Source organism: Neisseria sp. SLRRB23, assembly GCF_050896295.1.
Taxonomy (GTDB): Bacteria; Pseudomonadota; Gammaproteobacteria; order Burkholderiales; family Neisseriaceae; genus Neisseria.
Genome location: NZ_JBPBFH010000002.1, coordinates 21,429 through 35,347 on the forward strand (window position 1 = coordinate 21,429; position 13,919 = coordinate 35,347).

The following is a 13,919-nucleotide window of genomic DNA, read 5'->3' on the forward strand; positions in this document are numbered from 1 at the left end:
CAGACAGATTTCGAAGATAAAAAATCTATTCACACCCTTTAATGTCATTTCCACACGGACGAACAAATAAATTCCCATAAAAAAACGGAGCAGATACCTGCCCCGTTTTTATTTAATCCGAAATTTTAATCCGAATCTAGAATTTCGCACCGGATTGGTTGGCCATATAGTCAACAGCCGCTTTGACTTCGTCATCACTCAAGCCAGCGTTGCCGCCTTTTGCAGGCATCGCGTTAAAGCCTTCAAGGGCATGTTTATGCAAGGTTTCTTTGCCTTTTTTAATGCGGGGAGCCCAATCATCTTTTTTACCTATGCCGGGGATACCTGGAATCGCTCCGCCATGGCATGCCTGACAGGTTGCTTCGAAAACTTTCTTGCCGTCTGCACCGGCTGCAGGTGCGGCAGCACCTTTGTCTTCTGCCTTCGCTTCTGCTGGGGCTGCATTATCGGCAGGAGCAGAAGCTGTTCCTGAAGCGGCACTGTCGACGGGCGCAGCGTCATCCGGATTCGGGAAAGAACCTCCACTTTTATTCGCCATGTAGGTAATCGCCCGTTTGAGTTCCTGATCGGTCAGGTCTGCCGCGCCGCCTTTTGCAGGCATGGCATTAAACCCGTTCAGCGCGTGTTGGAACAAAGTATCGAAGCCTTGCGCGATACGCGGTGCCCAGTCGCCATTGTGTTCCAGTTTCGGAGCGTTCGGCACATTGCTGTCCGCCGCGTGGCATTGGATACAGATTTTATTGAAAATCTGTTCGCCCTGGCGTTCGCCAACAGGAATACCGTCGCCCATCGTCAATTGTCCGACGGGCTGGATACGGGTCTGCGTTGCCGCTTCCGTAGTGGCATCGACATCGCCGAACGAGCCGCTGCCCGCCAGCTTAATCAGGAAATAAAGAACTGCAATAACAATAACGATACCGCTCACAAGGGTAAACAGTGCAGAGCCTTGGGCTTTATTGTCGCGGAGTTGTTTCATTTGGTAGGCCTCGCCGTCAGGTTAGGTTGTGCTGTAAATTATAGTTTGGTATGTTAAACGCAATTAACAATATTTTGCTGGATTATACTGAATTCACAGGGTCTTTCCAATCACTATCATTGAAAATATGTAAAAAATCACAGGCAGCGTCTCTTTTAAGCAAATAATCCATTGAAAATACTTGCTTATCCCCAAACAAATATCCCTCATACCCCGCGCATCAGCCTGACGTCTCAAGATAAACTTTGCCAATTTGCAGAATTTACGTTAATCTTACGTTTTCCGCACCCATAGCTCAGTTGGAAGAGTGTCAGTTTCCGAAGCTGGAGGTCACAGGTTCGATCCCTGTTGGGTGCGCCAATTATAAAGAGGCCGTCTGAAAGATAAATATTTTTCAGACGGCCTTTTGATTTACTTCAAATTCTTATTTCAATACTTCGGCAAACGCATCGGCAACATAGGCGATATTCGAAGCATTCAGTCCGGCAACGCACATCCTGCCCAAATCCAGCAGGTAAACGGCAAATTCGTCGCGCAACCTGCGGACTTGTTCCACGCTCAACCCTGTGTAGCTGAACATGCCGCGCTGTTTGATGAAATAAGTGAAATCGCGATCGGGGATTTGTGCAGTTAAGACATCGTAAAGTTTCTGTCGCATGGCGCGGATTCGGTCGCGCATGACATAGACTTCGTTTTGCCACAAAGCGTAAAGTTCGGAGCTGTTCATCACATCGGCGGCGATATACGCGCCGTGCGCGGGCGGGCTGGAGTAGATGCGGCGGACGGTGAATTTGAGTTGTCCGAACACCAATTCCGCTTCTTCTTTATTCGGGCAAACCACGCTCAGGCCGCCGACGCGCTCGCCGTAGAGCGACAGGTTTTTCGAGAAGGAATTGCTGACGAACAAGGGCAATTCCATTTCCACCGCTTTGCGGATGGCGTAGGCATCGCTGTCCAAATCGCCGCCGAATCCTTGGTAGGCAATGTCCATAAACGGAATCAGTTTGCGCGTTTTGATGATGTGCAACACTTCGTCCCATTGCTGTTCCGACATATCCACGCCGGTCGGGTTGTGGCAGCAGGGGTGTAGGATTAAGACGCTGTTTTCGGGCAGGGTGTTGAAAAATGCGGTCATTTCGTCGAATTTCACGCCGACGGCAGCAGGGGCGTAATATGGGTAAGTGCCGACTTCGAAACCTGCGCCTTCAAAAATGCCGCGATGGTTGTCCCAAGTCGGGTCGCTGACGTAGGCGCGCGCTTCGGGAAACCAGCGGTGCAGGAAGTCCGCCCCGACTTTGAGCGCGCCCGAGCCGCCCAAGGTTTGTACGGTAACAATACGTCCTTGCGCGAACGCGGGGTTGTCTTTGCCGAACAACAAATGCTGCACCGCGCTGCGGTAAGTGTCTAAGCCTTCCATCGGCAGGTAGGGCGACGGCGCAGGCGCGGCGGCACGGGCAGTTTCGGCGCGGCTCACGGATTCCAACACGGGCATTTTGCCTTCGTCGTCGAAATAAATGCCTATGCTCAAATTGACTTTTTCAGGTCGCGGGTCGTTTTTGAAGGTTTCGACCAAACTCAAAATCGGGTCGCCGGGGTAGTATTCGATGTGTCGGTACATAGTTCTTACCTTTTGCTTTTTCCAAGGATTTTCTTTTTCAACAGCACACCGCTTTCGATATGGTGCGTAAACGGGAATTGGTCGAACAAGGCGGCACGTTCGACCGTATGGGTTTCCGCCAAGGTGTCCAAATTGGCACGCAGCGTTTCAGGATTACAGGAAATGTAGATGATATTGTCAAACTGCGACACCAGCTTCAAAGTTTCCTCATCGATACCGGCACGCGGTGGATCAACGAAAATAGTGGAAAATGCATAATCCGTCAAAGCAATACCACCCTCCTTAAGGCGTGTAAACTCACGTTTGCCGGTATAGGCTTCGGTAAATTCTTCGGCAGACAGGCGGGCGATTTTGATGTTGCCTATCCCGTTTGCCTCAATATTCCATTGCGCTGCGCCTACNGAAGTTTTGGAAATCTCGGTTGCCAAAACCTGTCGGAAATATCGGGACAGCGGCAGGGTGAAATTGCTGTTACCGCAATATAGTTCGAGCAAATCCCCATCTAATCCTTCTGCTGCACCGCAGGCCCATTCAAGCATTTTCTGACACACGGCAGCATTGGGTTGGGTAAAACCGCCTTCAATTTGCCGATAACGGAAATCCCGGTTGCCGACCTTCAAAGTTTCCGTTACATAGTCCTGTTTTAAAACGATTTTCTGCCCCCTGCTCCGTCCGATAACGGCGATGCCCAACTGTTGCTGTAATGCTTGCGCCGCCTGTTGCCATGCGTCGCCGAGTTTTTTGTGGTAAATCATGGTAACCAGCATTTCGCCACTGAGCGTGGAGAGGAATTCGACGGCATACCAGCGGTTTTTGAGTTCAGGGGATTGCGCGGCGGCGGCGATCAGCTCGGGCATGAGGCGGTTGACGGCCTCGGAAGCTGCTTCAAAACGGTCGCAGCGTATCATGCTTGCGCCGCTGGCTTTCTGCCCTTTTTCAAACATGGCATAAAACATTTCACCGCCTTCGTGCCAAATGCGGAATTCGGCGCGCATACGGTAATGTTTGTCCGGAGATTCATACACTTCCCACTCAGGAACATCCAAACCTGCAAAAAGGGTTTTAAGGTAGTCTTTTTTATCTTGAAGCTGCTGCGTGTAGTCATTCATATCGCTATCCTGAAAAATCAGACCGGATTATAAGCCGATTCACTGCAAAACACGCAACTCCTTTACCGGCATATAACCCGTTTTCCTGCGGCTTTTATGCTAAAATCCGCTGTCTCCAACATACCGCCGACAGAGAGAAAATATGGCAGGCAACACTTTCGGACAACTCTTCACCGTTACCAGCTTCGGCGAAAGCCACGGCGCAGGTTTGGGCTGCATCATCGATGGCTGCCCGCCCGGACTGGCATTGACCGAATCAGACATCCAAGCCGACCTCGACCGGCGCAAACCCGGCACCAGCCGCCACGTTACCCAACGCCGCGAAGCCGACCAAGTCGAAATCCTCTCCGGCGTCTTCGAAGGCAAAACCACCGGCACGCCCATCGCCCTCTTAATCCGCAATACCGACCAACGCAGCAAAGACTACGGCAACATCGCCCAAAGTTTCCGCCCCGGCCATGCCGACTATACCTATTGGCACAAATACGGCACGCGCGACTATCGCGGTGGCGGCAGGAGTTCCGCCCGTGAAACCGCCGCCCGCGTTGCCGCAGGAGCCGTCGCCAAAAAATGGCTGAAAGAAAAATTCGGCACGGAAATCACCGCCTACGTTACCCAAGTCGGCGAAAAAGAAATCCGGTTTGAAGGCTGCGAGCACATTTCCCAAAATCCTTTTTTCGCCGCCAACCATAGCCAAATCGCTGAGCTGGAAAACTATATGGACGGTGTGCGCAAATCCTTGGATTCCGTCGGCGCGAAACTGCATATCGAAGCCGCCAACGTCCCCGTCGGTTTGGGCGAACCCGTTTTCGACCGCCTCGATGCCGAAATCGCCTACGCCATGATGGGCATCAACGCCGTCAAAGGCATAGAAATCGGCGCGGGCTTCGGCAGCGTCGTCCAACGCGGCAGCGAACATGGCGACGAACTGACCCCGCAAGGCTTCCTGTCCAACCACTCAGGCGGCATCCTCGGTGGCATCAGCACGGGGCAAGACATCCGCGTCAATATCGCCATCAAACCCACCAGCTCCATTGCCACACCGCGCCGCAGTATCGACATCAACGGCGACCCCGTCGAACTCGCCACCCACGGCAGACACGACCCCTGCGTCGGACTGCGCGCCGCGCCGATTGCAGAAGCCATGCTCGCATTAGTCCTCATCGACCACGCCCTGCGCCATCGCGCGCAAAATGCCGACGTTCAGGTTAATACGCCCGACATTACCCTTTCAAACAAATAAAAATTTAGCCAAAACACAGACTTTATAATAGAATATCGAGCATTGCCGTGCAGCCTTGACGCACGGGTTTGTTTAGAGGAATGCAACTGAAATGATACAAGAAACCGCTTTGGGCGCAGCACTGAAATCTGCGGTCCAAACCATGAGCAAAAAGAAACAGACAGAAATGATTGCCGACCATATCTACGGCAAATACGATGTATTCAAACGATTTAAACCGTTGGCACTCGGTATCGACCAAGACTTGATTACCGCGCTGCCCCAATACGATCCTACACTTATTGCACGCGTCCTCGCCAACCACTGCCGCCGTCCACGCTATCTGAAAGCATTGGCGCGCGGAGGTAAACGCTTCGACCTGAACAACCGCTTTAAAGGCGAGGTTACTCCTGAAGAGCAAAACATCGCGCAAAATCATCCTTTCGTACAACAAGCTTTACAAAAACAGGCTGAAACCGCTACACCGGCAGCCGAAGCGGCAGAACCTTCCGCAGCAGAATAAGCTGTCCGAATAAAATGCCGTCTGAAACCTGATTGGTTTTCAGACGGCATTTTTCACATTGACTCAAATAGCTTGTTTATACAGTGTTTTATCCTTATTTTCTTCTTTTCTGCCAACCAGTTAAATATCCAATTGAGCCGTATCGCCTTCGCGTTCCATCCAGGCGCGGCGGGCAGCGGCTTCGCCTTTGCCCATCAGTTTGACGAAGATGTCGCGTGTTTCGTCATCCGCGCCTTCGGGGATTTGTACCTGCAACAGGCGGCGGGTGTCGGGGTGCATGGTGGTGTCTTTGAGCTGGTCAGGGTTCATTTCGCCCAAGCCCTTGAAACGGCTGATGGAATAGGCGGTTTCTTTAACGCCTTCTTTTTGCAGCCGCTCCAAAATGCTGTCGAGTTCGTTTTGGTCGAGGGCGTAGAATTTGCGGGCGGGTTTGCTTTTACCTTGTGCGTTGACATCGACGCGGAACAGCGGCGGCTGGGCGACGTAGATGTGTCCGTCGGCAACCAGTTTCGGGAAGTGGCGGTAGAACAGGGTCAACAGCAAAACCTGAATATGCGAACCGTCCACGTCGGCATCGGACAGGATGGCGATTTTGCCGTAGCGCAGGCCGCTTAAATCGGGATTGTCATTGATTCCATGCGGATCAACGCCGATGGCGACGGAAATGTCGTGGATTTCGGCGTTGCCGAAGAGTTGGTCAGGGTGGACTTCAAAGCTGTTGAGCACTTTGCCGCGCAGGGGCAGGATGGCTTGGGTGGCTTTGTCGCGGGCGAGTTTGGCGGAGCCGCCAGCGGAATCGCCTTCGACGAGGAAGAGTTCGTTTTCGCGGATGTCTTCGCTTTCGCAGTCGGTCAGCTTACCGGGCAGGACGGCGACGCCGCTGCCTTTTTTCTTTTCAATCTTTTTAACCGAACGCATCCGTGCTTGTGCCTGACGGATAGCGAGTTCGGCGATTTTTTTGCCGTAATCCACGTTTTGGTTCAGCCACAATTCCAAAGGGTCGCCCGATACGGTGGCAACGAGTTTCAACGCGTCACGGTTGGTCAGCTTGTCTTTGGTCTGACCTTGGAACTGCGGGTCGAGGACGCGGGCAGAAAGGACGAAGGCGGTTTTGCCGAACACGTCGTCACTTTGTACTTTCACGCCGCGGGGCAAGAGGTTGTGCAGATTGATGAAGTTGTTGACGGCGTTGAACACGGCTTGTTTCAAACCTGCTTCGTGCGTGCCGCCCAGCGGGGTGGGGATGAGGTTGACATAGCTTTCGTTGGCGCACGAGCCTTCTTCCAGCCAAGTCAAGGCAAACGCGGCGCCTTCGCCGATGCTGAAATCGCCGTTGTGATCGTCTGAAATATAGTTTTCGCAGGAGAACAGCGGCACAGCTTCCTGCGCGTCGGCAATGAGGTCGGTCAGATAGCTTTTCAAGCCGTCTGGATAGTGCCAAGTTTGGGTGTGTGCTTCGTCTTCGCCTTTGACCGGACGGGTCAGGGAAACGCGCACACCCGGCAGCAGCACGGCTTTGGCGCGCAACAGGCGTTCGAGTTCGGGAATGCTGTAATTCGGGCTTTCAAAATATTTGCCGTCCGGCCAAACGCGCACTTCGGTGCCGCTGTCTTTGACGGCGCATTTGCCCACTTCCGCCAACGGTTCGACCACGTCGCCACCGGCAAACACGATGCGGTGGATTTTGCCTTCGCGTTTGACGGTTACTTCGAGGCGGGTGGAGAGGGCGTTGGTCACGGATACGCCCACGCCGTGCAGGCCGCCTGAAAAGGCATACGCGCTGCCGCCGTCTTTTTTGTTGAACTTGCCGCCCGCGTGCAGACGGGTAAATACAAGTTCGACCACGGGCACGCCTTCGACAGGGTGCAGCCCGACGGGAATGCCGCGTCCGTTGTCGCACACGGAAAGCGAACCGTCGTCGTGGATGCGCACGTCGATTTCAGTAGCGAAACCGCCCAACGCCTCGTCCGCCGCGTTGTCGATGACTTCTTGGCAGATGTGGGTCGGACTGTCGGTGCGGGTGTACATGCCGGGACGTTCTTTGACCGGCTCCAAGCCTTTGAGGACGGTAATGCTGGATTCGCTGTATTGGGTGTTTTTAGTCATTTCAAAATACTTGTTATTTGATAAAGCGGATTTACAGATTCAATTTTATGAAATAACCTCCATCATCTTCATAAATTTTTCCAAACCCATGCCTTTCTGAGCTTGATGCTTCCGTTTTATCACTGAGAAGCAGGCATTATTCAAAATAATTTTTACTCCAATATAATAAAAACGAAAAAACAGTAAACATTTATCATGTTTAACACTTCAATTTAAGCAAAATTAAATTTGACACTATTTTAAAATCTTACAGGTAATTTCTTTACTACTCGAACTAAAATAACGTTCCACGCCATACGCATACTCATGATTGAAATTATTAAAATCATCAACAATAGTATAATTTATAGTAATACCACCATTAAATGTTCCCGATACCAATTTTCTAGCAGCAATATATAAAGGCTGAAATCCTTTCTTGTGCCATTTATAAAAATGCTGGTATTCATCTGGCCACATTCTGCCGCTATTAGCATTAACTGAGCAATTGGATTTAACCTTAGTTAATTCTTTTTTATTAAACAATTGATCAATAGTATATACATCAACACCAATATCGCTCTCACTGTAATCCTGACTAGACCTAAATTCAACGATTATTGGCTTTATTTTCGAACCAACCGCAGAAATAGTGCCATACCTACCCATCGTACCCCATACATAATACCTATTAGAATCATAATGATCTTTTTTCGGCTTTTTGTTATCCCATTTAATCTTAGGAGTTTTGGCAGTTTTTTCCCAACTCCACTCTTCCCCTTCTCTTAAGGAGAAATGATTAGTTTGAGCGTAAAAATTAACTTTTGCCATTGCCAGAATAGGGAATAAAAATAATGTCAAAACAGTTATAAAACGCATATTACTTTCCTTAAGTTTGCTCTTTAGATAAATTCAATAGAAGCCCTATCATAACTCAAATAATGAGTACAAACTGAAAATTGAAAAAGTTATCTGAGATAACTAGGGCAACTCTTTCTTAAAGAATAAAATTAGGCTTACCTAAAATATCTTCATTGTTTTTCCTATATCTCACTCCCTATGCCACAATGTCTTTGCCAACACAAGTTCCGGTTTCGTCCCTTTGCTTTTATTGGCACGCATGACTTTTTTACGCTGCTCGGGGGTCAGTCTGTCCATAATCGGTCCATGCCGTCTGAAATTAAGAAAAACAACGCTTCCGGTTCAATCGGAAGCGTTGTGTCGCATGATTATTGTGCTGCTTTGCCGCCTGCTGCGAAATCTTCGTAGCTTTCGATGCCGCGCAGGAAGCGGGAGAGTTCTTTCAATGCGCCAAGATAGACATCGCGTTTGAACTCGATAACTTCGTCAACGGGAGCCCAATATTGGTGCCAACGCCAACCGTCAAATTCGGGATGGTGACAGGCGCGGAGGTTGACATCGCTGTCACGGCCAACCAAACGCAAAAGATACCAAATCTGTTTTTGTCCGCGATAGGATCCGCGCCATTCGCGGCGTACCCAGTTGTTCGGCACGTCATAACGCAGCCAGTCGCGTGTGCGGCCGATAATTTTGATGTGTTGCGGTAAAAGCCCGACTTCTTCGTACAACTCTCGGTACATGGCGGTTTCGGGGCTTTCGCCCGGCTTGATGCCGCCTTGAGGAAACTGCCATGAATGTTCGCGTACGCGCTTGCCCCAAAAGACCTCGTTGCGGTTGTTGATTAAGATGATACCGACATTGGGGCGATAGCCTTCCCTATCCAACACGGTGTCGCCCTCCGTTAAATTCAATCTTGGGATTTTCCCACAAATCGGACGGTTTTGACAAATCGGACGGCATGGCGGTACGCGTGCCGAAACACGGGGGGATTTGGGAAAATATCTTGAATTTGGTTTACAATAATGTATTTCAAATTATTCGGGAATCAGACCATGTTAGATATCCAATTGCTCCGCAGCAACACCGCCGCCGTTGCCGAACGGCTTGCACGGCGCGGTTATGACTTTGATACCGCACGTTTTGACGCACTGGAAGAACGACGCAAGTCCGTTCAGGTGAAAACCGAAGAACTACAAGCCTCGCGCAACAGCATTTCCAAACAAATCGGCGCTCTGAAAGGTCAGGGCAAACATGAAGAGGCGCAGGCGGCCATGGATCAAGTCGCCCGAATCAAAACCGATTTGGAACAGGCAGCCGCCGATTTGGAAGCCGTACAAAAGGAACTGGACGCATGGTTGTTGAGCATACCCAACCTACCGCACGAAAGCGTACCCGCCGGTAAAGACGAAACCGAAAACGTCGAAGTCCGCAAAGTCGGCACGCCACGCGAATTTGACTTTGAAATCAAAGACCATGTCGATTTGGGTGAACCTTTGGGTTTGGATTTCGAAGGCGGCGCAAAACTCTCCGGCGCACGATTTACCGTTATGCGCGGACAAATCGCCCGTCTGCACCGCGCGCTGGCGCAATTCATGCTCGATACGCACACGCTGAAACACGGCTACACCGAGCATTACACACCCTATATCGTAGACGACACCACCTTGCAAGGCACAGGTCAGCTGCCCAAATTTGCAGAAGATTTATTCCATGTTACCCGTGGCGGCGACGAAACCAAAACCACGCAATATCTGATTCCGACCGCAGAAGTAACGCTGACCAATACCGTTGCCGACAGCATTGTGTCTGAAAGCGAACTGCCGCTGAAACTAACCGCCCACTCGCCCTGCTTCCGCAGCGAGGCGGGTTCGTACGGCAAAGACACACGCGGCCTGATCCGCCAACACCAGTTCGACAAAGTAGAAATGGTACAAATCGTTCATCCCGAAAAATCATACGAAGTGCTGGAAGAAATGGTCGGCCATGCCGAAAACATCCTGAAGGCTTTGGAACTGCCCTACCGCGTGATTACCCTGTGTACCGGCGACATGGGCTTCGGCGCGACCAAAACGTATGATTTGGAAGTTTGGGTTCCCGCTCAAAATACCTACCGCGAAATCTCAAGCTGCTCCAACTGCGAAGATTTCCAAGCCCGCCGCATGAAGGCGCGTTTCAAAGACGAAAACGGCAAAAACCGCTTGGTACATACTTTGAACGGCTCCGGTTTGGCAGTCGGCAGAACCTTGGTCGCCGTGTTGGAAAACCATCAAAACGCCGACGGCAGCATCAACATCCCTGCCGCACTGCAACCGTATATGGGCGGTGTTGCCAAGTTGGAAGTCAAATAAGTTTGCAGGCTGCCTGAACGTCAAATGCCGTCTGAAACCTGTTTCAGACGGCATTTCCTTTAAACTTTTAAAACACGTCAGCCGTCGGCACGAACCGCATTGCCACAATCGCCGGTCTGTCCGACCTCGCGGATATTGGACAGCGTAACTTCCGAAATATTACCCAACGCCTCTTCCGTCAAAAATGCCTGATGTCCGGTAAACAGCACGTTATGGCATGACGACAGGCGTCGGAACACGTCGTCGGTAATCACATCGTTGGATTTGTCTTCAAAAAACAGCTCGCGCTCGTTCTCGTACACATCCATGCCCAATGCGCCGATTTTCCGGCGTTTCAACGCCTCAATCGCGGCAGAACTGTCAATCAGACCGCCACGGCTGGTGTTGATAATCATCACACCGTCTTTCATTTTGTCGAATGCCGCTTCGTTCAGCATATAGTGGTTTTCCGGCGTAGCGGGACAATGCAGCGTGATGATGTCCGATCGGGCATACAGCTCGTCCAAATCCACATATTTTCCGCCGATTTTTTCCGCTTCAGGATTGCAAAACGGATCGTAAGCCAGCAGGTTCATACCGAAACCCTTTAAAATCCGCATCGTTGCGATACCGATTTTCCCCGTGCCGATAACGCCCGCCGTTTTGCCGTACATATTGAAACCGGTCAGACCTTCCAGCGAAAAATTCGCATCGCGGGTACGCTGATAGGCTTTGTGGATACGGCGGTTCAAAGTCAGCATCAGACCGACCGTATGTTCCGCAACCGATTCGGGCGAATAGGCAGGCACGCGCACGACTTTCAAGCCCAACTCTTCAGCCGCCTTCAAATCCACATTATTGAAGCCGGCACAACGCAACGCCACAGTTTTCACGCCAATTTGCGCCAATTTTTCCAACACAGGCCGGCTGCCGTCGTCGTTTACAAAAATACAGACCGCTTCCGCGCCTTCCGCCATTTTCGCCGTTTTCGCATCCAGCATGAAATCAAAAAACTCCAGCTCGAAGCCGAAATGCCGGTTGGCGCGGGTAAAATGTTCGCGGTCATAGCTTTTCGTACCGTAAATCGCAATCTTCATCAATATGTCCAGTTGTCGCCTATGGTTGAGAAACGGCATAATACACTGAATTCAAACAAATCAGTAGAATATGGCGGATTAAAATTGATTGCATGGCACGGCAGACGCAAAATGCCGTCTGAAACTTGGTTCAGACGGCATTTTTTACCCAAATACAAAACTCAATCGCCCATTGCCGCCAGAAGCTCGGCCTGATGCTCGGCAATCAGGGCGTTGGTGATTTCTTCCAAGTCGCCGTCCATCACAAAATCCAGCTTGTGCAGGGTAAGGTTGATGCGGTGGTCGGTTACGCGGCCTTGGGGGTAGTTGTAGGTGCGGATGCGTTCGCTGCGGTCGCCGCTGCCGATGAGGGATTTGCGCTCGGCGGCTTCTTTGGCTTGGGCTTCGCGTTTTTGCGCGTCGTTCAGGCGGGCGGCGAGGACTTTCATTGCCTGCGCTTTGTTGGCGTGTTGGCTGCGTCCGTCTTGGCATTCGACCACCATGCCGGTGGGCAGGTGGGTAATGCGGACGGCGGAGTCGGTTTTGTTGATGTGCTGACCGCCCGCACCGGATGCACGGAAGGTGTCGATACGAAGGTCGGCAGGGTTCAACTCGATGTCTTCCAGTTCGTCCGCTTCGGGCATGACGGCAACGGTGCAGGCGGAGGTGTGGATGCGGCCTTGGCTTTCGGTGGCGGGGACGCGTTGCACGCGGTGTCCGCCCGATTCAAATTTCAAACGGCTGTACGCACCGAGTCCGACAATACGGGCGATGACTTCTTTATAGCCGCCCAATTCGCTTTCGTTGGCGGACACGATTTCGACCTGCCAGCGGTTACGCTCGGCGTAGCGGCTGTACATACGCAGCAAATCACCTGCAAACAGCGCGGCTTCGTCGCCACCGGTACCGGCGCGTACTTCGATAAAGATGTTTTTGTCGTCGTCGGCATCTTTGGGCAGCAGCAGTTTTTGCAGTTCGGTATCGAGCGTGTTGATTTTGGCTTTTGCCGCTTCGATTTCTTCGGCTGCAAAGTCTTTCATTTCGGGGTCGGACAGCATTTCTTCGGCATCCGCCAAGTCGCTTTGCGCCAGTTGATAGTTTTGGAATACTTCGACCACGGGCGTCAATTCGGCGTGTTCACGCGTGAGCTTGCGGTAATTGTCCATGTCGGACGTGGCTTCGGGCTGTCCGAGAAGGTGGGTAACTTCTTCCAGTCGGTCGCTGAGTTGTTGTAGTTTTTCTAAGATAGACGGCTTCATAATTCTTCCATAACAAACGCCGCCTGAATTTCAGACGGCATCAAAACGCGGTCATTATAATATATTTTCTGAATATTCAAAAAGATAATCTAGGGACGGAGCAGACTGTCGGCATTGCGTTCCGTTATCGCGGCGATTTCCGCCGCGCCGGTACCGCGTATTTCCGCAGCAATTTCGGCAATCCGAAGAATATTGGCAGGCGTATTAATCTCTTTTTTCAGCATAAACGGGCTGTCGGTTTCCAAGACGAAATCGGTGTCATTCAGGGTTTTGAGGGTTTCGCGTATTTTGCGGGCGTTCGGGTTGAGCAACAACGAACCGATGCCGATTTTGAAACCCAGTTTCGTCAACACGCGCGCTTCTTCCGCGCTGCCTGAGAAGGCGTGAACGATGCCGCCTTGGGCAAAGCCTGTCTGTTTGACGGCAGCGGCGATGTCGGCGGTGGCTTTGAGATTATGGATAATCACGCGGCGGCGCAGGGTTTGCGCGATGGCAAGCTGGCGGCTGAAGACTTGAATTTGCCGTTCGCGCTGTGGCGGCGTTTGGGTTTTGTCGTAAAAATCCAAACCTATTTCGCCGACCCACGCTCGGGGGTAACGCGCCAATACGGCTTCCAAACCGGCAAAATCCTGTTCCACAATGCCGTCTGAAAACCAAGGATGGATGCCCAGCGCAATACGGATTTGACCGTGTTCGGACGGCATTTCCGCCATATCCGCCACGTCCTGCCAATCCTGCGGCCGGGTTGCGGGAACGATAAACCGCTTCACCCCAGCTTTCCGCGCGGCGGTCAGGATGTGCGGCAGGTTTTCGCGTAAGGCGGGATCGGCGAGGTGGCAATGGGTGTCGGTAAGGTTCATTTC

At 51.6% G+C, this 13,919-nt stretch carries 13 protein-coding genes, 1 tRNA gene and 1 pseudogene; 4 read left to right on the plus strand and 11 right to left on the minus strand.

Translation table 11 applies throughout. The features are described 5' to 3' along the window. Nucleotides 1-136: 136 nt before the first annotated feature. Nucleotides 137-976: a c-type cytochrome gene (locus ACRPFF_RS00705; RefSeq protein WP_432673519.1), complete on the minus strand. Its 840-nt coding sequence runs from the start codon at nucleotides 974-976 to the stop codon at nucleotides 137-139. A 284-nt stretch (nucleotides 977-1,260) separates the two neighbouring features. Between ACRPFF_RS00705 and ACRPFF_RS00710 the strand changes: the two genes are divergently transcribed. Further along, nucleotides 1,261-1,336, plus strand: a tRNA-Arg gene (locus ACRPFF_RS00710). A 64-nt stretch (nucleotides 1,337-1,400) separates the two neighbouring features. Here ACRPFF_RS00710 and ACRPFF_RS00715 read toward each other — a convergent pair. Next, nucleotides 1,401-2,594, minus strand: a complete 1,194-nt coding sequence (locus ACRPFF_RS00715) for an aromatic amino acid transaminase (RefSeq protein WP_432673520.1) — start codon at nucleotides 2,592-2,594, stop codon at nucleotides 1,401-1,403. A gap of 5 nt (nucleotides 2,595-2,599) precedes the next feature. Then, complete coding sequence (gene trmA / locus ACRPFF_RS00720; RefSeq protein ID WP_411712267.1) at nucleotides 2,600-3,703, minus strand: tRNA (uridine(54)-C5)-methyltransferase TrmA; 1,104 nt, start codon at nucleotides 3,701-3,703, stop codon at nucleotides 2,600-2,602. A gap of 142 nt (nucleotides 3,704-3,845) precedes the next feature. Here trmA and aroC point away from each other — a divergent pair, with 142 nt between their 5' ends. Together aroC and ACRPFF_RS00730 are read left to right on the plus strand one after the other, a co-directional pair. Beyond that, nucleotides 3,846-4,946, plus strand: a complete 1,101-nt coding sequence (aroC, locus tag ACRPFF_RS00725) for a chorismate synthase (protein WP_432673521.1) — start codon at nucleotides 3,846-3,848, stop codon at nucleotides 4,944-4,946. A gap of 91 nt (nucleotides 4,947-5,037) precedes the next feature. Then, on the plus strand, nucleotides 5,038-5,448 hold the full coding sequence (locus ACRPFF_RS00730; protein WP_314169455.1) for a ProQ/FINO family protein: 411 nt from the start codon (nucleotides 5,038-5,040) through the stop codon (nucleotides 5,446-5,448). Between the two features lie 120 nt (nucleotides 5,449-5,568). Here the strand turns inward: ACRPFF_RS00730 and parE are convergent, their stop codons facing one another. The 5 genes and pseudogenes from parE to ACRPFF_RS00755 form a co-directional block, all read right to left on the minus strand. Beyond that, nucleotides 5,569-7,554, minus strand: a complete 1,986-nt coding sequence (gene parE / locus ACRPFF_RS00735; protein ID WP_432673522.1) for a DNA topoisomerase IV subunit B — start codon at nucleotides 7,552-7,554, stop codon at nucleotides 5,569-5,571. Between the two features lie 31 nt (nucleotides 7,555-7,585). Further along, a complete protein-coding gene (locus ACRPFF_RS00740; protein ID WP_432673561.1) occupies nucleotides 7,586-7,687 on the minus strand; it encodes an HpaII family restriction endonuclease in 102 nt (33 codons plus the stop codon). A gap of 101 nt (nucleotides 7,688-7,788) precedes the next feature. Next, nucleotides 7,789-8,412 carry a hypothetical protein gene (locus ACRPFF_RS00745; RefSeq protein ID WP_432673523.1) on the minus strand — a complete coding sequence of 208 codons (624 nt, stop codon included), beginning with the start codon at nucleotides 8,410-8,412 and terminating at the stop codon, nucleotides 7,789-7,791. Between the two features lie 127 nt (nucleotides 8,413-8,539). Further along, nucleotides 8,540-8,691, minus strand: a pseudogene (locus ACRPFF_RS00750) (very short patch repair endonuclease); the annotation flags it as partial. Between the two features lie 71 nt (nucleotides 8,692-8,762). Further along, nucleotides 8,763-9,305: an RNA pyrophosphohydrolase gene (locus tag ACRPFF_RS00755; protein WP_432673524.1), complete on the minus strand. Its 543-nt coding sequence runs from the start codon at nucleotides 9,303-9,305 to the stop codon at nucleotides 8,763-8,765. A 141-nt stretch (nucleotides 9,306-9,446) separates the two neighbouring features. Between ACRPFF_RS00755 and serS the strand changes: the two genes are divergently transcribed. Continuing rightward, entirely contained in the window at nucleotides 9,447-10,742 is a 1,296-nt protein-coding gene (gene serS / locus ACRPFF_RS00760) for a serine--tRNA ligase (protein ID WP_432673525.1), read from the plus strand. A gap of 77 nt (nucleotides 10,743-10,819) precedes the next feature. On the opposite strand, the gene ACRPFF_RS00765 is transcribed toward serS, so the two are convergent. From ACRPFF_RS00765 to ACRPFF_RS00775, 3 genes are all read right to left on the minus strand, one after another. Continuing rightward, the gene (locus tag ACRPFF_RS00765; protein WP_080542048.1) at nucleotides 10,820-11,818 is read right to left on the minus strand and encodes a 2-hydroxyacid dehydrogenase; all 999 of its coding nucleotides are present in this window, start codon (nucleotides 11,816-11,818) and stop codon (nucleotides 10,820-10,822) included. A gap of 161 nt (nucleotides 11,819-11,979) precedes the next feature. Continuing rightward, nucleotides 11,980-13,056 carry a peptide chain release factor 1 gene (gene prfA, locus ACRPFF_RS00770; RefSeq protein WP_003677750.1) on the minus strand — a complete coding sequence of 359 codons (1,077 nt, stop codon included), beginning with the start codon at nucleotides 13,054-13,056 and terminating at the stop codon, nucleotides 11,980-11,982. 89 nt (nucleotides 13,057-13,145) lie between these two features. Then, nucleotides 13,146-13,916, minus strand: coding sequence for a TatD family hydrolase (locus tag ACRPFF_RS00775; protein WP_432673526.1), 771 nt, complete (start codon nucleotides 13,914-13,916; stop codon nucleotides 13,146-13,148). Between the last annotated feature and the right edge of the window lie 3 nt (nucleotides 13,917-13,919).